This window comes from Polymorphobacter megasporae, from assembly GCF_018982885.2.
Taxonomy (GTDB): Bacteria; Pseudomonadota; Alphaproteobacteria; order Sphingomonadales; family Sphingomonadaceae; genus Polymorphobacter_B; species Polymorphobacter_B megasporae.
The window spans coordinates 594,294-611,701 of the sequence record NZ_CP081848.1 but is presented as its reverse complement, the minus strand read 5'-3'; the positions used below and the strand labels follow the sequence as shown (position 1 = coordinate 611,701).

16 protein-coding genes and 1 tRNA gene are annotated in these 17,408 nt (G+C 64.3%); 11 read left to right on the top strand and 6 right to left on the bottom strand.

What is annotated here, in order from left to right; genetic code table 11:
* Positions 1 to 48: 48 nt before the first annotated feature.
* Positions 49 to 450, top strand: a complete 402-nt coding sequence (locus KTC28_RS02850; RefSeq protein WP_255602213.1) for a PIN domain-containing protein — start codon at positions 49 to 51, stop codon at positions 448 to 450.
* Here the strand turns inward: KTC28_RS02850 and dapD are convergent.
* Positions 447 to 1,295 carry a 2,3,4,5-tetrahydropyridine-2,6-dicarboxylate N-succinyltransferase gene (dapD, locus tag KTC28_RS02845; protein WP_216709637.1) on the bottom strand — a complete coding sequence of 283 codons (849 nt, stop codon included), beginning with the start codon at positions 1,293 to 1,295 and terminating at the stop codon, positions 447 to 449. The two genes, KTC28_RS02850 and dapD, sit on opposite strands and share 4 nt — an antisense overlap.
* Complete coding sequence (locus tag KTC28_RS02840) at positions 1,292 to 1,969, bottom strand: pyrimidine 5'-nucleotidase (protein ID WP_216709636.1); 678 nt, start codon at positions 1,967 to 1,969, stop codon at positions 1,292 to 1,294. The genes dapD and KTC28_RS02840 overlap by 4 nt, the downstream gene beginning before the upstream one ends.
* A 130-nt stretch (positions 1,970 to 2,099) precedes the next feature.
* Between KTC28_RS02840 and KTC28_RS02835 the strand changes: the two genes are divergently transcribed.
* The 8 genes from KTC28_RS02835 (at position 2,100) to KTC28_RS02800 (ending at position 9,881) form a co-directional block, all read left to right on the top strand.
* Entirely contained in the window at positions 2,100 to 3,605 is a 1,506-nt protein-coding gene (locus KTC28_RS02835; RefSeq protein ID WP_216709801.1) for a replicative DNA helicase, read from the top strand.
* A 604-nt stretch (positions 3,606 to 4,209) separates the two neighbouring features.
* Complete coding sequence (locus tag KTC28_RS02830) at positions 4,210 to 5,244, top strand: right-handed parallel beta-helix repeat-containing protein (protein WP_216709635.1); 1,035 nt, start codon at positions 4,210 to 4,212, stop codon at positions 5,242 to 5,244.
* Between the two features lie 132 nt (positions 5,245 to 5,376).
* Positions 5,377 to 6,390 carry an alanine racemase gene (alr, locus tag KTC28_RS02825; RefSeq protein WP_216709634.1) on the top strand — a complete coding sequence of 338 codons (1,014 nt, stop codon included), beginning with the start codon at positions 5,377 to 5,379 and terminating at the stop codon, positions 6,388 to 6,390.
* Positions 6,387 to 7,187 (top strand): MlaE family ABC transporter permease, encoded by an 801-nt coding sequence (locus KTC28_RS02820; protein ID WP_216709633.1) that lies wholly within the window; start codon positions 6,387 to 6,389, stop codon positions 7,185 to 7,187. The genes alr and KTC28_RS02820 overlap by 4 nt, the downstream gene beginning before the upstream one ends.
* Positions 7,187 to 7,948: an ABC transporter ATP-binding protein gene (locus KTC28_RS02815; protein WP_216709632.1), complete on the top strand. Its 762-nt coding sequence runs from the start codon at positions 7,187 to 7,189 to the stop codon at positions 7,946 to 7,948. The genes KTC28_RS02820 and KTC28_RS02815 overlap by 1 nt, the downstream gene beginning before the upstream one ends.
* The gene (locus KTC28_RS02810) at positions 7,945 to 8,490 is read left to right on the top strand and encodes a sigma-70 family RNA polymerase sigma factor (RefSeq protein ID WP_226896184.1); all 546 of its coding nucleotides are present in this window, start codon (positions 7,945 to 7,947) and stop codon (positions 8,488 to 8,490) included. Before KTC28_RS02815 ends, KTC28_RS02810 begins: the two co-directional genes overlap by 4 nt.
* The gene (locus tag KTC28_RS02805) at positions 8,487 to 9,227 is read left to right on the top strand and encodes an anti-sigma factor (RefSeq protein WP_216709631.1); all 741 of its coding nucleotides are present in this window, start codon (positions 8,487 to 8,489) and stop codon (positions 9,225 to 9,227) included. Before KTC28_RS02810 ends, KTC28_RS02805 begins: the two co-directional genes overlap by 4 nt.
* 81 nt (positions 9,228 to 9,308) lie before the next feature.
* Positions 9,309 to 9,881, top strand: a complete 573-nt coding sequence (locus tag KTC28_RS02800) for a fasciclin domain-containing protein (protein ID WP_216709630.1) — start codon at positions 9,309 to 9,311, stop codon at positions 9,879 to 9,881.
* Positions 9,882 to 10,163: 282 nt separating this feature from the next.
* Here the strand turns inward: KTC28_RS02800 and KTC28_RS02795 are convergent, their stop codons facing one another.
* From KTC28_RS02795 to hspQ, 3 genes are all read right to left on the bottom strand, one after another.
* The gene (locus KTC28_RS02795; RefSeq protein WP_216709629.1) at positions 10,164 to 12,200 is read right to left on the bottom strand and encodes an amidohydrolase family protein; all 2,037 of its coding nucleotides are present in this window, start codon (positions 12,198 to 12,200) and stop codon (positions 10,164 to 10,166) included.
* Positions 12,201 to 12,274: 74 nt separating this feature from the next.
* Positions 12,275 to 14,092, bottom strand: a complete 1,818-nt coding sequence (locus tag KTC28_RS02790; protein WP_216709628.1) for an ABCB family ABC transporter ATP-binding protein/permease — start codon at positions 14,090 to 14,092, stop codon at positions 12,275 to 12,277.
* Between the two features lie 105 nt (positions 14,093 to 14,197).
* Positions 14,198 to 14,626 carry a heat shock protein HspQ gene (gene hspQ, locus KTC28_RS02785; protein WP_216709627.1) on the bottom strand — a complete coding sequence of 143 codons (429 nt, stop codon included), beginning with the start codon at positions 14,624 to 14,626 and terminating at the stop codon, positions 14,198 to 14,200.
* A 144-nt stretch (positions 14,627 to 14,770) separates the two neighbouring features.
* Between hspQ and KTC28_RS02780 the strand changes: the two genes are divergently transcribed.
* Together KTC28_RS02780 and KTC28_RS02775 are read left to right on the top strand one after the other, a co-directional pair.
* Positions 14,771 to 14,860, top strand: a tRNA-Ser gene (locus KTC28_RS02780).
* A gap of 177 nt (positions 14,861 to 15,037) precedes the next feature.
* Positions 15,038 to 16,354 (top strand): tyrosine-type recombinase/integrase, encoded by a 1,317-nt coding sequence (locus tag KTC28_RS02775; protein ID WP_216709626.1) that lies wholly within the window; start codon positions 15,038 to 15,040, stop codon positions 16,352 to 16,354.
* 9 nt (positions 16,355 to 16,363) lie between these two features.
* On the opposite strand, the gene KTC28_RS02770 is transcribed toward KTC28_RS02775, so the two are convergent.
* Positions 16,364 to 16,978, bottom strand: a complete 615-nt coding sequence (locus KTC28_RS02770; protein ID WP_255602210.1) for a helix-turn-helix transcriptional regulator — start codon at positions 16,976 to 16,978, stop codon at positions 16,364 to 16,366.
* Between the last annotated feature and the right edge of the window lie 430 nt (positions 16,979 to 17,408).

Below are 17,408 nucleotides of genomic sequence, written 5' to 3'. Positions count from 1 at the left end.
CGATACCACGTCGCGCAGGAAATCATCAAACCAAACGGTAATCGGCGAGTGCAGTCGTGGTCGAAGGCGCAGGCGGGGCCGACGGTCTACATCAGCGTCCTGTCACTGGCAGAGTTCGACAAGGGGATCGCCAACCTGTCCGACGAGGATTTTCGCCGCGCAATCATCGCAACACAATGCGCCAACCTCGCCGCCAATTTTGCCGGCCGCATTCTGCCTGTCTCAGACGAAGTCGCGTGCCGCTGGGGCACGATCAGCGGGCGGATCAAGCGTGACACCGGCCATCCGCCGCCGGTAATCGACATGCTTCTCGCGGCGACCGCGATCGAGCACGACCTCTATCTCGTCACGCGCAATGTCCGCGACGTCCGGCTGAGCGGGGCGGCGGTGTTCAATCCGTGGGACGACGATCCGGCGAGCATGGTCCTGTCGGCACGGCGGCGCCGCTAGTCGCGCAACAGGTCGTTGATCGCGGTCTTTGCCCGGGTCTGGGCGTCGACGCGCTTGACGATCACCGCGCAATACAGGTTCGGCCCCGGCTCGCCATTCGGCAGTGGCTTGCCGGGCAACGTTCCCGGCACAACGACGGCGTACGGCGGGACCCGCCCGATGAAGACCTCGCCGGTCGCGCGGTCGACGATCTTGGTCGATGCGCCGAGATAGACGCCCATCGACAGCACCGCGCCGGTGCCGACGACGACCCCTTCAGCGACCTCGGCGCGCGCGCCGATGAAGGCACCGTCCTCGATGATCACCGGTCCGGCCTGGAGCGGTTCGAGGACCCCGCCGATCCCCGCGCCGCCCGAAATGTGGACCCCCTTGCCGATCTGCGCGCACGATCCGACCGTCGCCCACGCGTCGATCATGCTGCCCTCGCCGACGTACGCGCCGATGTTGACGAAGCTCGGCATCAGGACGACGCCCGGGGCGATGTGCGCGCCGCGGCGAACAATGCTGCCGGGGACGGCGCGGAAGCCGGCGCTGCGGAAGCGGTTTTCGCCCCAGCCGTCGAACTTCGACGGGACTTTGTCCCACCAGCTCGACTTGCCGGGAGCCCCGGGGATCAGCGTGTTGTCGCTCAGTCGGAACGACAACAGCACTGCCTGCTTGAGCCACTGATTGACCCGCCACTCACCGTCGACCTGCTCGGCGACGCGGAAGTCGCCGTTGTCGAGGCCTGCGATCGCCGCCTCGACCGCCGCACGCACTGCGCCGTCGGTAGCGGGGGTGATCGACGCGCGGGCTTCCCAGCCCGCCTCGATCGGGGCGATGAGGTTGTTGGGCAGGTCGGTCATGCGGCCTCCAGTTCGGTGACGACGCCCGCGAGCCAGTCGGATACGTCGGTGATTCGGTAATCGATGAAGTCGGGGGCGGGGTGGCGCGGCCCCTGTTCGGAGCCGTTGTCGACCCACACCGTCGCCATGCCGATCGCCTTGGCGGGGGCGAGATTCCGCTCCATGTCGTCGGCGAACAGCGCGCGTGCGGGGTCGATATCGTGCGTTTCGCACAGGCCTCGATACGCTCGGATGTCGGGCTTTGGCAGATACGCCATCGCGTGGACGTCGTAGATCGCCTCGAACGCGCCCTCGAGCCCGAGCCGGTCGAGCACCTTCGCGGCGTACGGCGTGTCGGCGTTGGTGAAGATCAGCTTGCGCCCCGGCAGGCGCGCGATCGATTCGACGAGGAGCGGCGCGTGGGCGACGACGCTCAGGTCGATGTCGTGGACGTCGTCGAGGAAATGGTGCGGGTCGACGCCGTGCTCGTCCATCAACCCGCGCAGCGTCGTGCCGTGCTGGTGGAAGAACCCCTTCTGGACCCGATGCGCCTCGACCGCGTCGACCCCGAGCAGGCGCGCGACATACGCCCCCATTCGTGCATCGATCTGCGCGAACAGGTTGGTCTTCGCCGGGTACAGCGTGTTGTCGAGATCGAAGATCCAGGCGTCGATGTGGCTCAGCGGGTGCGGCATGGCGGGGTGTGTAGCGGGTGGGCCGGTAACGTGGAAAATATTTCTCATCCACACGGTTCAGGCACGGTTTCCCACCGAGTTATCCCCTGCAGAATTTGTCCCGATGATGGGATTGCGCGACAAGCGATCGATGCAGCTTCCAACACCCTACACACCCGCCGCCGCCACGCCGATCGCGCTCGTTCCCGCAGCGGCGCTGCCGCATAATGTCGAGGCCGAGGCGGCGTTGCTCGGGGCGATGATGATCGACAACCGGCTCGTCGAGGACGTCCAGCTAAAGCTCGGCAGCCAGCATTTCTTCGAGCCGCTCCATGGACGGGTGTACGACGCGATCCTGATGCTGATCGACCGGCGGATGGTCGCGACGCCGGTGACGCTCAAGCCGCTGTTCGACGCCGATCCCGATATGATGGCGATCGGCGGCACTGCATATCTCGCGAGCCTGACCGAGCAGTCCGCTGCGCTGATCGCGGCGCGCGACTTCGCCCAGCAGATCTACGACCTCGCGCTGCTTCGCGAAATGATCCGCGTCGGGCGCGACATGGCGACCAATGCCTTCGACACCGGTGCCGGTGTCGAGCCGTTGAAGCAGATCGAGGCCGCCGAACTCGCGCTCTACAAGGTCGCCGAGCAGGGCGAGGTGTCGGGATCGGTCAAGACCTTCGGCCAGGCGACGCGGCTTGCGGTCGAGATGGCCGACCGCGCGATGAAGTCGGGCGGGCATCTGTCGGGCTACACGACCGGGCTCGACGCGATCAACGCCAAGATCGGCGGGCTGCACAAGTCCGACCTGATCATCCTCGCGTCGCGTCCGGCGATGGGAAAGACCAGCCTTGCGACCAACATGGCGTTCTCGGCGGCGGCGCGGTTCCTACGCGACAAGGCCGACGGCGTCGAGCCGGGCCAGTCGAGCGGGGCGGGGGTCGCGTTCTTCAGCCTCGAAATGTCTGCCGACCAGCTCGCGACGCGCGTCCTCGCCGAACAGTCGGGGGTCAATTCGGAAAATCTGCGGATGGGCAAGATCAGCCAGTCCGAATTCAACAGCCTCGCGCGCGCCGCGGGGCAGTTGAGCGAGCTGCCGCTCTACATTGACGACACGCCGGCGCTGTCGATCGCGGCGCTGCGGACGCGGGCGCGGCGGTTGAAGCGCCAGAAGGGGGTCGGGATCATCGTCGTCGACTATCTCCAGCTCCTCCAGGGGTCGGCGAAGTCGGCGAACGAGAATCGCGTCCAGGAAATCTCCGAGATCACCCGCGGATTGAAGACGCTGGCGAAAGAGCTCGAGGTGCCGGTGCTCGCGCTGTCGCAGCTCAGCCGTGCGGTCGAGAACCGCGAGGACAAGCGGCCGCAGCTCGCCGACTTGCGTGAATCGGGGACGATCGAGCAGGACGCCGACATCGTCCTGTTTATCTATCGCGAAGAATATTATCACGCGATGAAGCAGCCTGACGAAGAAGACATCGAGAAATACGCCAAGTGGAAAGAGCGCGCCGAGAAGCTTCACGGACTTGCCGAAGTCATCGTTGCCAAGCAGCGCCACGGCTCGACCGGTACTGTGCCACTTACATTCCACAAGACGACGACAAAATTCAGCGACCGGGCTAACGATGCGTATCTGCCCGAGCGGTACGACTGACCCGCGCAACGCGCGACTACTCATGACTGGCAGCTGACGATCGCTTCTGCGGTCACGTTGCGTACACTTGTCGTACGCTGATCGCTCTCGCCCGCTGAGCGTCCCTTAACAGACGATTACTTGATGACGGCGGACGCGGCGTGGGGCGCTGCGTCGCTAGGACAGTCATGTCTCTGATATACGCAACATCGGATGCGATCTGTGAGTCGGGTACGACCCTCTCTGCAGCTCGTAAACATATTATCAACGCATCCGTCGGCACAGCAAAGTACAGAATTTATTCGTACTGCAAATCACAGAGTCTAAATGACAAGATTGAATACTAATTTGGATAAACCACTTTTCTACTCTGTGAATCGTGCAACCAATCTCGTAGCTGGGGGTACGGACAGTTGGGCCTCATAGTAACAGGGAAGCAGTTCGAAGAGCATACGGTCGGAGAGTTGTTTATAAAATAGTAACGTGTGTATTTGTGGAGTTGCGTATTATGATTAAGCTTATTAAGCATTTTGCTCTTGTCTGTGCCGTCGGCGTGTCGATTCCGGCAGACGCAAAAATCCTCTATGCGACATCTTCGACCATAATGAGCATCTGGAAGACGGCGGTGAGCGGCGACACCATCCGGCTGTCGGGGACGTTTGCCGGCACCACGTCGCTCCAGAATAAGACCGCCACGAAGGCGATCACGATCGATGCAACGAAAGCGACCTTCATCGGGACGCTCAAGTTTCAGTCGGTCAATAATATCAAGGTCGTTGGTGGACGGTACGACTCGACGGGCGGTCCGACGGCGTACGGCCGAGGGATTGTCGTCTACAAAAGCAGCAACCTTTCCTTTGACAAGCTCACCGTGGTGGCAAGCGGCACCGACGGCGAAACCGGAGTCGGGCTGGAGGGTGTCACCAATGCAAGTGTGACGAACTCGACCTTCACCAACGTCGGCGTCGGAGTCGGCGTCACCGGATCGAGCTACATCACGCTGACCGGTAACAAGGTCGTCGGCGCGACGAAGGACGGCTACGATGCGTACAACGACCATAATGTGGTCATCGCCAACAATAGCTGCAGCGGCAGCAAGCCGCAGGCGGGCGCGCACCCTGATTGCGTCCAGCTTGCCAGCACCGGCGGACTGCCTGTCCAGTCGGACATCAAGGTCATCGATAATATCGCGACCGGCATGACCCAGGGATTCACCTCATTCCTGGGGTCCGCGACGGGTAGCCTGCGCATCACCATGACGGGGAACATCATCAACGGCCTGATGTCGCAGGGCGTCGCCTGCTATGGCTGCGTCGATAGCTTCATCACCAACAACTTCCTGTCGTCGCAGCCCGGTGCGCCCCACTTCGTCAACTTGAATGTCATTGGCGGGTCGAACAACGTCGTGTCCGGCAATACCTTTGGCTCGCTGAACACGTCGTCGGTCCTGCCGACCGACTATGCTTCGGCTTACTTCCGGCTGACTGGCACGACCTACAAGCCGACCTTCGCCGACTTTTCGTCGATCGGCGCGACGGCGAGCATTGAGCGGATCGCCGCGACGATCCCGGAACCGGGCGAGTGGGCGCTGCTGCTCGCCGGCTTCGGCCTCGTCGGGCTCGCCACCCGCCGCCCGATGGCGCGCGTCGTCGCCGCTTGATGTTGCCGCCGCCGTCCCCGCGGGGACGGCGGCCACGGCCACCGCGGCACCGCCGCGTCGACATCGGACATCGCAGACGCGCGCGGGAGGTTTGCCTTCCGCGCGCGTCGTCGCGTAAGCGCGGGGGCGAAAATGGATACCGCCAATCTCCGCCTGACGATCGATCTCGGCGCGCTCGCCGATAACTGGCGGCACCTTGCGCACGCGTCGGGCGCGGCCACGTGCGGGGCGGCGGTCAAGGCCGATGCGTACGGACTCGGCGCGGTCGAGATCGTGTCCGCGCTCGCCCGCGCCGGGTGCCGCGATTTCTTCGTCGCATCGTGGGCCGAGGTGGCGGCGCTCGGGGCAATGCCCGACGGCGCGCGGCTCGCGGTCCTCCACGGCGTCCAGCACGATGAGCTGGCGACCGCGCTCGAGTCCGCCGCGGTCCCGGTGCTGTGCACGCCGGCGCAGGTCGCCGCCTGGCGCAGCGCGACGACCCGGCCGTGCGACGTCATGGTCGATACCGGCATCAACCGGCTCGGCCTCGCGCGCGCCGATCTCGGGCTGCTAGACGGGCTGGCGATCGACACGCTCCACAGCCACCTCGCGTGCGCCGAATCCCCCGCTGATCCGATGAACGCGCGCCAGCTCGCCGCCTTCCGCGAGGTCGTCGCCGCAGTCCCCGCTCGTCGCACCAGCCTCGCGAATTCGTCGGGGATCATGCTCGGCCCCGACTATGCGTTCGGACTGACCCGCCCCGGCATCGGGCTGTACGGCGGCACCGCCGGAGCTGCCCCGGTCGCGGGGCTGGCCGCGCGGGTGGTCCAGGTCCGCGACATCGCTCCCGGCGACAGCGTCGGCTATGGGGCAACGTGGATCGCGGCGCGTCCGACTCGCGTCGCCGTGCTCAACATCGGTTACGCCGACGGCTACCCGAGGGCGATGTCGAACATCGGCCAAGCCTTTGCCGGCGACGTTGCGTGTCCGGTGATCGGACGTGTGTCGATGGACCTCGTTGCGGTCGACGTCACCGGCGCGGATGTGACCGAGGGCGGATGGCTGCGCGTCGATTTCGACCTCGTCCGCGCGGCGGCGGCTTCGGGGCGGTCGCGGTATGAGTTGCTAACCGGCCTCGGCCACCGCTATGCGCGTGCATACCAATGACCGGCGTTCCCCACGATATCCTCGGTGTGCTCCGCGCGATCGGACGCTTCGTCCTTGGCGGCCTTGCGTCGGTCGGGCGGGTCGTGATGTTCGCGTGGGAGGCGATCACCCGCGCGCTGCTGCCGCCATATTATCCGGCGCGGCTCGCCGAGCAGATGATCGTCATCGGCTATTTCTCGCTGCCCGTCGTCGGCATGACCGCGCTGTTTACCGGTTCGGCGCTGGCGCAGCAGATTTTCATCGGCGGCAGCCGCTTCAACGCTTCGTCGACGGTGCCGGCGGTGACGGTGATCGGTATCGTCCGTGAGTTGGGCCCGGTGCTCGGCGGATTGATGGTCGCGGGGCGGGTGTCGTCGGCGATGGCGGCCGAGCTCGGGACGATGCGGGTGACCGAACAGATCGACGCCCTGACGACCCTGCGGACCGATCCGTATCGCTACCTGATCGCGCCGCGCGTCGTTGCCGCGGTCGTGGTCATGCCGCTGCTCGTGCTGGTGTCGAACATCATCGGTGTCCTTGGCGGGTATCTGCTGGCGACGTACCGGCTCAACTTCAACGGCGCGGGCTATATCCGGACGACGGTCTCGTTCCTCAAGACCGACGACGTCGTCTCGTCGATGGTCAAGGCGGCGGTGTTCGGCTTCATCATCGCGCTGATGGGCTGCTACCACGGCTTTCATTCGAACGGCGGCGCGGCCGGGGTCGGCAAGGCGACGACCAACGCCGTCGTCAGCGCGTTCATCCTGATCCTGATGTCGAACCTGATCATCACCGTCATCGTCTTTGGCGGCGGCTGATGAACAAGATCGAGCTCAGCGGCGTCCACAAGCGCTTCGGGTCGAAAATCGTCCTCGCCGGGGTCGATCTCGAGATTGCGGCGGGCACCTCGATGGTCGTCATCGGCGGGTCGGGGACCGGCAAGTCGGTGCTGATAAAATCGATCCTTGGGCTGCTCAAGGTCGATTCGGGAAGCATCAAGGTCGACGGGGTCGAGGTCACCAATCTCCAAGGTCGTGCGCTCGCCGACCACCGTGCGAAGTTCGGGATGCTGTTTCAGGGCGGCGCGCTCTTCGATTCGCTCCCCGTCTGGCGCAACGTCAGCTTCGCACTGCCGCGCGGGCGCGGCGCGGCGTCGCTCAGGGCGGCGGCGATCGACAATCTCGCACAGGTCGGGCTCGGTGCCGACATCGCCGATTTGCGGCCGTCGGAGCTGTCGGGGGGTATGCAGAAGCGCGTCGCGCTGGCGCGTGCGATTGCGGTGCGGCCTGAAATAATCTTTTTCGACGAGCCGACCACCGGGCTCGATCCGATCATGGCCGACGTCATCAACGACCTGATCGTCGACCTCGTCCGTGACCTCAAGATCACCGCGCTGACGATCACCCACGACATGGCGAGCGCGCGCAAGATTGCCGACCGGATCGCCATGCTTTATTCTGGACGGATGATCTGGAACGGCCCCGTCGCAAAAATCGATGCCAGCGGGAACGAATACGTCGATCAATTCGTAAATGGCCGTGCAGAGGGGCCGATCAAAATGCAGATAAAGACCGCGTGAGCGGCACGGCGGGGCTGGTGTCGATGCTCGACCGCATCGGCGCGGGAGACCGCAATGCATTAAAGATGCTTTACGAAGCGACGTCGGCGAAGCTGTTTGGTGTTATCCTCCGTATCTTGCTCGAAAGGGGCGAGGCGGAAGACGTGCTCCAGGAAGTTTACATCACAGTTTGGCGCAAGGCGGCGGAGTTCGACGCGACGCGTGCCAGCCCGATCACATGGATGGTCACGATCGCGCGCAACCGTGCGATCGACCGCCTGCGCGCGCGCGGCAGCCGCCCGACGACGACGCTCGATGACGCTGCGGAGGTGCGCGACACCGCGCCCGGTGCCGATGTCGTGATCGACGCTCACAATGATGCGAAGCGCGTCAATGCGGCGCTTGCGACACTCGATCCCAAGCACGCCGCGATCATTCGGAGTGCTTACTTCGAGGGCCTGACGTATGAGGCGATGTCCGATCGCGAGGGTGTGCCGATCGGGACTTTGAAAAGCTGGGTCCGGCGTGGGCTGATGCGGATGCGGACGGCGCTCGAGGCATGACCGACGAGATTCCCGAAGGCTCCGAAGCGGCCTTGGCGCTCGACTTCGCGTTGGGCGCGCTCGACGGTCAAACGATGCGGCGTGCCGAGCTGCGCCTGCGGAGCGATCCGGCATTCGCGCGCGAAGTTTCCGACTGGCAGGCACGACTTGCTCCGCTGGCCGATGCAATCGCGCCGGTCGAAGCCCCGCGTGCGGTCTGGGATGCGGTCGATCACGAGCTGTTCCGCGTTGCCGCCTCGCGCACCCCGGCGGCATCGAAATCGCTATGGGCGCCGCTGGCGGTCTGGCGTGCGGTTGCGTTCGGCGCGAGCGGCGTTGCGGCAATCGCGATCGCGCTGCTCGTCAGCCGCCCTGGCCCGGCACCGGTGCCGGCTCTGGTGGTGCAGCCGCCGGGCGCGTTGCTCGCGGCGTCGATGGCAGCGACCGACAGTAGCAAGGCAGTGCTGATCACGGCGACCTACGATCCGGCGCGTGGCGCGGTGATCCTGACTCCGGCCGCTGCCGATTCGAGCCGGGGCCTGACCCCTGAGCTCTGGATCATCGTCGGCAAGGACGCACCGCGATCGCTCGGCGTGATCGACCTCAAGGATCCGCAAGCGCACCGTATTCCGGCCGCGTTGCGCGCCGAGATGAGTAGCGGCGCGACGTTGGCGATCAGCCTCGAGCCCCCCGGCGGATCGCGTACGGGCGCGCCGACGGGACCTGTCGTCGCAGCCGGCAAGCTCGCGCCGATCTGAATCGTTCGGACGCAACCGATACGATCGGTCGAACGTAGCTCGCGGTGTCCACCAACGGACGATATCCCGAGGGAGCTTTTCATGAAGATCACCAACGGCGCTTTCCGCGCTGCCTTGTTCGCGGTCGCCGCCAGCGGCCTCGCGATCTCGGCGAATGCCGAGATGATGCACACCAAGAGCGTGATGGTTGGCGGTGCGGCGATGTTGCCGTCGCGGAACATCGTCGAGAACGCTGCGAATTCGAAGGATCACACGACGCTCGTCGCCGCGGTCAAGGCCGCCGGCCTCGTCCCGACGCTTTCGGGCCCGGGTCCGTTCACCGTCTTCGCGCCCACCAACGCTGCCTTCAACAAGCTGCCTGCCGGCACGGTCGACACGCTGGTCAAGCCTGAGAACAAGGACACGCTGACCAAGATCCTGACGTACCACGTCATTTCGGGATCGATGGACTCGAAGGCAATCGCCGCAGCGATCAAGGCGGGTCACGGCACCGCGACGCTGACCACCGTTCAGGGCGAGCCGCTGACCGCGAAGATGATGGGCAAGAAGCTCATGCTGACCGACGCGAAGGGCGGCATGGCGACCGTCACGATCGCCGACGTTTATCAGTCGAATGGCGTGATCCACGTCATCGATACCGTGTTGATGCCGTAATCATCAAGACGATTATGATGAGGGGGCGGGCCGTAAGGTCCGCCCCTTTTTATTTGGAGCTGCACGATCGTTTTTGACTAGCGATGTATCGTTGACAAAAATCAAGAATGGCAATTCTACTATTCCGTTCCCGAGATGCACGAAATAGTGTGTAACAGTCTGATTTTGTTCAAATTAATCGCTTTTCCGCGCAATAATTGCGAGCACGCCGTTTCGGCAAAAACACGATTAATTCCGCAATTGAACTAGACAGTACGATAACGCACAAAAAAGTTGACGTGCTTATTTGGGGCGGCCCGAATATCCAGCCGCGGTCCTGAGCGCATCGGCGTTGAGCAATTTACCGTCGAGCATCACCAGCCGGGTCTGACGCAGATCGCCGATCCGGACCGAGGGGTCGCCTTCGACCAGCGCGAGATCGGCAGTCTTGCCGACCTTGATCGAGCCGGTGTGCTTGTCCTGCCCGACCAGTCGCGCGGGGACGATCGTCGCCGCCGCGAGCGCTTCGGCGGGGGTAAAACCCGCCTGTTGGTAAATCTCGAGCTCGCGGATGATCTCGATCCCCGACCCGTCGGTTCCGGCGACGATCGGCACCCCCGCCTTGTGCATCTTGCCGAGCAGCGTCACCATCTTCGCCCAGCTCGCACGGTAGTCGGCGCGCGTCAGGTCTTTCGGCACCGCGAAGCCGCCGCTGCGGAAGCCCCGCTCGGTCGTCGGCGGGAGCGTTCCCGCAAAGGGCGCGTAGGCCGGCGACAGGTCGCCGTTGTCGGGGACGTACAACGCTTCGAAGGTCACCATCGTCGGGTCCGAATAAATGTGCTTCGCCGCCATCGTCGCAATCAGCCCCGTCATCGCCGGGCTGTCGAGGTTCATGTCCTTGGCATAGCGCCCGGGCGCTTCGAAGCGGCCGATGCCGTTGTCGGTGGCCAGCGCGCTTTCGGGGACGCCCTCCATCACGATCCAGTTGATGTGGGTGACTTCGTCGTAACCGTCGGCGATCGCGACAGAGGTGCGAATCCCATGCGGGATGTGGCCGTGGACGTGGAGGCCGAGCTTGTGCGCCTCGGCGATCGTCGCGGGCAGCCACGCCGGGTCGAAGGTGCCGTAGAACTTGACCCCGGTGAAGGCGTTATCGTGCGCCCGATCGACGAGCTTGATCGCCTCCGCCTCGCTCGTCGCGACGTTTGCCACCTGCGCGGTGTACGGCCCCTTGCCGTCGATCAGCGACGACGGATAGACATGCGGGAACAGCAGTACGCCCTTGGCGGCGCGCTCGCGCCGGTCGATCGTCTTGAGATCGTCGTTGCCCGGATCGCGGACCGAAGTGACGCCGAGCGAGAGCTCCTGCGGCCCGGTATAATCGTCGCCGACGTGCATGTGGCAATCCCACAGGCCGGGCACGAGTGTCAGGCCGTGGCCCTCGATCACCTGCGCCCCGCTCGGGACCTTGACCGACGCCGCCGGGCCGACCGCGACGATCAGCCCCTTGTCGACGACGACGGTCTGGTTGGTGAGGAAGCGCACCCGGTCGGCGTCGAACATCTTGACGTTGACGAACGCGACAGGCGCCGGCGGGATCGTCACCAGCGACTTCGCCAGCGCCGGGGCCTGTTCGGCGAGCGCGGCGGCCTGTGCCTTTTCGAGCTTCGCCTGCTCGCCCGCATACGCCTCGGGCAGCCAGCCGATGCCGAAGGTCGTCGCGAAGACATGATCCTTGGCGTCCGCCCAGAACGGGAAGGGCGAGGTCGATAGCCCCGACACCGCCCATAAAGTGACGGTCTGCTTCGCCTTGCCCTCGCCGACCTCGACGCTCGTCAGCTTCGCCGCGTGCGCCTTGCCGCCGGGTAGCAAGTCGAGCGACTTGTCGGGACTCGCGAGAAGCTGCTCGAGCAACCACAGGTTGGTCGCCGCCGGCCCGCCCTGCGACGCGTAGAACGCGTGGCCCGAGAACGGCGCTTGGCCCTTGTCGATTGGGCTGGTCCATGTCGCGGTGCCGTCGGCGACGGCGAAGGTCTCGGCGACATCGCCGGTCGGGGCGACGCCGCGGATCGTCATCGTCGCGGGGAAGCCGTCGGCGCCCGGCTTGCCCGACATGTCGGTTTCCCACACCTGTCCGCGCAGGTTCATGCTCTCGCGCCCCATCCGGGTGCCGTCGGCGGTCGTCCAGACGTACGAATCGCCATGCTTGCCGCCGGTCGATTCAATGATGAAGTGCGTGGCCGTCGCGGGCGGCTTGGCGAGGTCTGCGGCGGGGACCTGAGCCGCGGCAGTAGTGGCGAGCAGGACGGCAACGCCGCCGAAATAGACCGAACGCTTCATGCCAAAATCCCCCGAAGTCAGGGTGCGACAATGCGTCGGGCTTCGAAGCCGCGCAAGGATGCGCGGCTGGCGGTCTATTCCGCCGCCTGCAGCTGCCCCGCGTCCTCGTCCTCGGCCTGCTGGAGCGCCCACATCTCGGCGTAGATGCCGTTCTGCACCAGCAGCGCGCCGTGCGTCCCGCGCTCGGCAATCCGGCCCTCGGCCATGACGAGAATCTGGTCCGAATCGACAATCGTCGACAGGCGGTGGGCGATGACGAGCGTCGTCCGGCTTCGCGACACCGCGCGTAACGAGTCCTGGATTTCCGCTTCGGTGCCCGAATCGAGCGCGCTCGTCGCCTCGTCGAGGATCAGGATCGCGGGATCCTTGAGGATAGTCCGCGCGATCGCGACACGCTGCTTCTCGCCCCCCGACAGCTTCAGGCCGCGCTCGCCGACGGTCGACTTATAGCCATCGGGCAGCCCCATGATGAAGTCGTGGATCGCCGCCTCGCGCGCCGCCGCCTCGATCTGCGCCTGCGTCGCATCGGGGCGGCCGTAGCCGATGTTGTAGCCGATCGTGTCGTTGAACAGCACGGTATCCTGCGGGACGATGCCGATTGCACGGCGCAAGGAGTCCTGCGTCACACTGCGGAGGTCCTGCCCGTCTATCGTTACGCTGCCGCGCTCGATGTCGTAGAAGCGGTACAGGATGCGGCTGAGCGTCGACTTGCCCGCCCCCGAATGGCCGACGACCGCGACCTTGTGCCCCGGCGGGATGTCGAAGCTGACGTCGTGGAGGATCTGGCGGCGGCTCTCATAGGCGAAGTCGACGTGGTCGAAGGCGACATGCCCGCCGGTGACGTGGAGCGGTTGCGCGCCGGGGGCGTCGGCGATCTCGGCCTGTGTGTCGACCAGCTTGAACATCGCCTCCATGTCGATCAGCCCCTGCTTGATCTCGCGGTAGACCATGCCGAGCATGTCCAATGGCCGGAACAGCTGTGCCAGCAGCGTCTGGATCAGGAAGACATCGCCGACGCTGAAGCGCCCGCGGCTCCAGCCCCAGACGCAATATGCCAGCGCCCCGCCCATCAGCGCGTTGGTGATCAACGACTGGCCGATATTGAGCCACGACAGCGAATTCTGGTTCTTGATCGCCGCCTCGGTCCATTTGTTCATCGCGGCGCCGTAGCCCTGCGCCTCGTGCGCCTCGGCGTTGAAATACTTGACGGTTTCGTAGTTGAGCAGCGCATCGACCGCGCGCGCCGTCGCCCGGTTGTCGGTCTCGACCATCTCGCGCCGCAGCGCATTGCGCCAGCTCGTCACCTTCTGGGTGAAGATGATGTAGATCACCGCCATCACGATCGTCGCGCTGGCGAGCCCCCAGCCGAAGCTCAGCCAGAAGATCGTCGTCGTGACGATCAGCTCTACGATCGTCGGGAAGATGTTGAACAGGATGAAATACAGCATCGTGTCGATGCTCTTGGTCCCGCGCTCGACGATCCGCGTCAGCGCACCGGTCCGCCGCTCGAGGTGGTAGCGCAGCGACAGGCGGTGGATGTGGACGAAGACGTCCTGGCTCAAGTGGCGCGCCGCGGTCTGACCGACGCGCTCGAAAATCGCATTGCGAATATTGTCGAACAGGACCCCGGCGAAGCGCGCGACGGCATAGGCAGCGACCAGTGCGACCGCGAGCGCCACCGCGCCGTGCGACCCTTCGCTCATCCGGTCGATCGCGCCCTTGAGCGAATACGGCATAACGTAGCCGACCGACTTGCCGGCCGCGACGAGCAGCAGCGATGCCACGACGCGGCGACGCAGGCCCTGGCTATCGGCGGGCCACAGATACGGCAGGAAGCGGCGGAGCGTCTTGACGTCGGGATTGGTATCGATGACGGCGGCGGAGTCTCTCATGCCCCTCTAAATGGGACGAAACGCGCCGTGCTGCAACGCCGTGCGGCAGCCTGCACCGCTCGCATCGCGAGCGGTGCAGGCTGCGATGCACGGCCTAAGCGAAAGTCAGTTCCTGACCTCGGGGCGCAGGATGTAACGCCCGCCCTCGAAGGCCGCGAACATCTGCGTCACCGCGGGATGCTGAACCGGTTCAGGCAGGTCATCGTGGATAAGGTTCTGCTGGCTGACATAGGCGACGTACGCGCTATCGTCATTCTCGGCGAGCAGGTGGTAGTAAGGCTGGTCCTTGCGCGGACGAACATTCTCGGGGATCGCCTCCCACCATTCCTCGGAGTTCGAAAATTCCGGGTCGACGTCGAAGATGACGCCGCGAAACGGGAACAGCTTGTGGCGGACGACCTCGCCGATTCCGAACCGGGCGATCGCCGCCGGGTCAGGGACCGACGCGTGCTGCACCGTATCCGCCGCTGGTATGCCCGCACCGGAGTTGGCGGATTCCGGAGCGCCCGGCGAGGTGAAATCGATCACTGTCATGGTTGACCTCAGCGGGCCGAAGCCCTGTTACGCAAAGATAACATATAATAGGTGCCCGGGTTTCGTGAAGGGCATTGGCAAACCACGACGTGCTCGTCTATACGCCCGCGTTCGACCGGGCCAACGCCCTTGACGCTGCCTCGCGGAGAGGTGCCAGAGTGGTCGATCGGGACGGTCTCGAAAACCGTTGTGGGTGCAAGCTCACCGTGGGTTCGAATCCCACCCTCTCCGCCATTCACATGTCCAGCATAGTCCGAGGACGTCCGGCTGTTTCCAAGGACGTCCGAAAGACCTTGGATTTCCCTGCGATTGGTCACAGAAGCGACCGCGCGGCGTCCGAGGAAGACCGAGGACAGCCGGGTAACCCAGGGGGCATTCCTCGGGGCATTCTCGAATTGGCTGGGGGCATCGATGCTGACGGTGATTGAGGTCAAAGGCGCGCAGCCCCGCGCCAAGGACTACAAGCTCGCCGACTCGGGTGGGCTGTATCTCTTCATCACGACGAAGGGCCATCGTTCGTGGCGCTTGAAATACCGGTTCGGTGGGAAGGAGCACCGCATGCTACTCGGTCCGTACCCGTCGGTCGGCCTGGCGGAAGCTCGTCAGAAGAGGGACGAATTTAAGGCGGCGCTGAAAAACGGACGCGATCCGAAGCTGGAGCAGGAACGTGTGAAGAGCGCCGCCGCCGCCGCCGCAACGCACACTTTCGAAAAGGTGGCCCGAGACTGGTTTGCAGTGCAGAGCACGGGTTGGCGTGCGGTCCACGCGAGCGATGTGCTTACAAGTCTCGAACGCGATCTCTTTCCGGGTCTCGGTGCAGTGCCGATTGGGGATATAGATGAACGAATGCTTCTAACGGCGCTCAGGGCTGTGGAGAAGAGGGGGGCGGTGGAAACCGCAAGACGGCTCCGTCAACGAGCGGACGCGATATTCCGCTACGCCCGTTCGGAAGGCATCCCGAACGGGAACCCGGCAGCTGTCGTCGATCAGGCATTGGCTCCCCTTCCACCGAAGAAGCGCTGGCCCGCGATCGTCGTGATCGAGGATCTGCGGACCTTGATCCGCGATGTCGACGGCGCCGGAGCTTCGCCTGTCACGCGGCTCGCTTCGCGCTTTCTCGCCCTCACCGCCCAGCGGCCGGGCATGGTTCGGGGCTCGGCATGGACCGAGTTCGAAGGCATCGACTGGAACGATGCCACCCGACCGGAAGGCGAAGCATCGTGGCGCGTTCCAGCGGCCCGCATGAAACTCGAATTCAACCTCGCCGAAAACGACACCTACGATCATCCGGTGCCGCTATCCCGTCAGGCGGTCGACGTTCTTAGGGCTGTGAGGCTGCTTACCGGGCGGGGCTCTCTCGCCTTTTGCTCGAGCCGCGACGTGCATGTCCCGATGAGCGAAAACTCGATTGGCTATCTCTATCACAGATGCGGGTACAAGGGCCGGCACGTACCACATGGCTGGCGTTCCAGCTTTTCGACGATCATGAACGGGCTGAATGAGCGCATGCTTCCGGGCTCCGACCGGTCGGCTGTCGATCGGCACGTCATCGACCTAATGCTGGCGCATACACCATCCGGGATTTCGGCCAGCGAACTTCGCTACAACCGCGCCGCCTTCATGCCCCGTCGACGCGAAATCGCCGAGCTGTGGGCCGATCTCCTGATGCAAGGTATCGGACCGGCTGCGCAATTGATGTCTGGACGCCGGCGGGGGGTCGGAGCGTAATGCAATCGGTCATGTTGGATTGCGGATCCACGACTGGACGTGCTCATCCTGCCACCCGGACGTTCGCGATCCCAACAAGATCTGTGCCGGAAATGTGCGATTGGCTATCTTGGCATAGATAGTGCTCTTGGACAGTCCAGTTCTTTTCACAACCTCAGGCAACCGCAGAATCGTCGATCGCGGGTGGTCGATGGCCGCGGCGAAGTTGTTCACCGCTAGCTGGTCCGTGACCGGATCGTCGGCAAAAATGACGGGTTTGCACCATTCCTTCCAGAACGCTTCGTAACCGGCCTCGTCGACGAACACCCAGTGGGTGCCCCTTTCGGCTGGCCCCCACCAGTCGTGTGGGTTCACCGCCGAAGTAGCAAAGCGTGCTTCGAAGTCATCCAATTCCCAAGACGAGCTCGGCATCGAGATCGGGACGCCGCCACCGAACGGCCGTGCAAAGCTCGCGATCTCACCGCGTTGTAGGACACTCCCCAGAAAATGGATGGTCGAGAGGATCGCAGCGCGTTCGGTGTCGGTTCCGTCCGGATCCGGCTTAAGCATACGCTCTTGGATCTCATCGACGGTGACGCCGAACTGAGCGAAGTAAAACTCCCGCAGCATGTCGCCGAGCAGCATTCGTCCATGGGACATCGGCACTTTCGTCGCAGTGTACAGCGACCATGGCTCTAACCCGACCAACTCAATCCCCGATTGTCACGTCCTCGATCGTGGGTGTTTAGGATGGCTGTGATCCGAAGGGTAGTCTATCCCGCTTAAGACTTCGTGACGCGCGCGCCTTCGGCAAATGATCCGATGTTCGTGTGATATCCGACATCGTCCTGATCGATACGGCTGATCCGAACTGTTGAGCCGGAATCGGACAACATCTTTTCAAGAAGAAGATGTGGAACTCCGGTCCTTATAAACACCGATCAACGGGCGATCGGCCTCTGGTCTGCGCTTAACCCCACCTCCCGTGCATCGCCGCGATGCTGATCCCGATGCCGTGGAAGCCAAGGCGCGACGTGGATACGGGTCTTCCATCGTTGCCTCGTGATGCACGCTA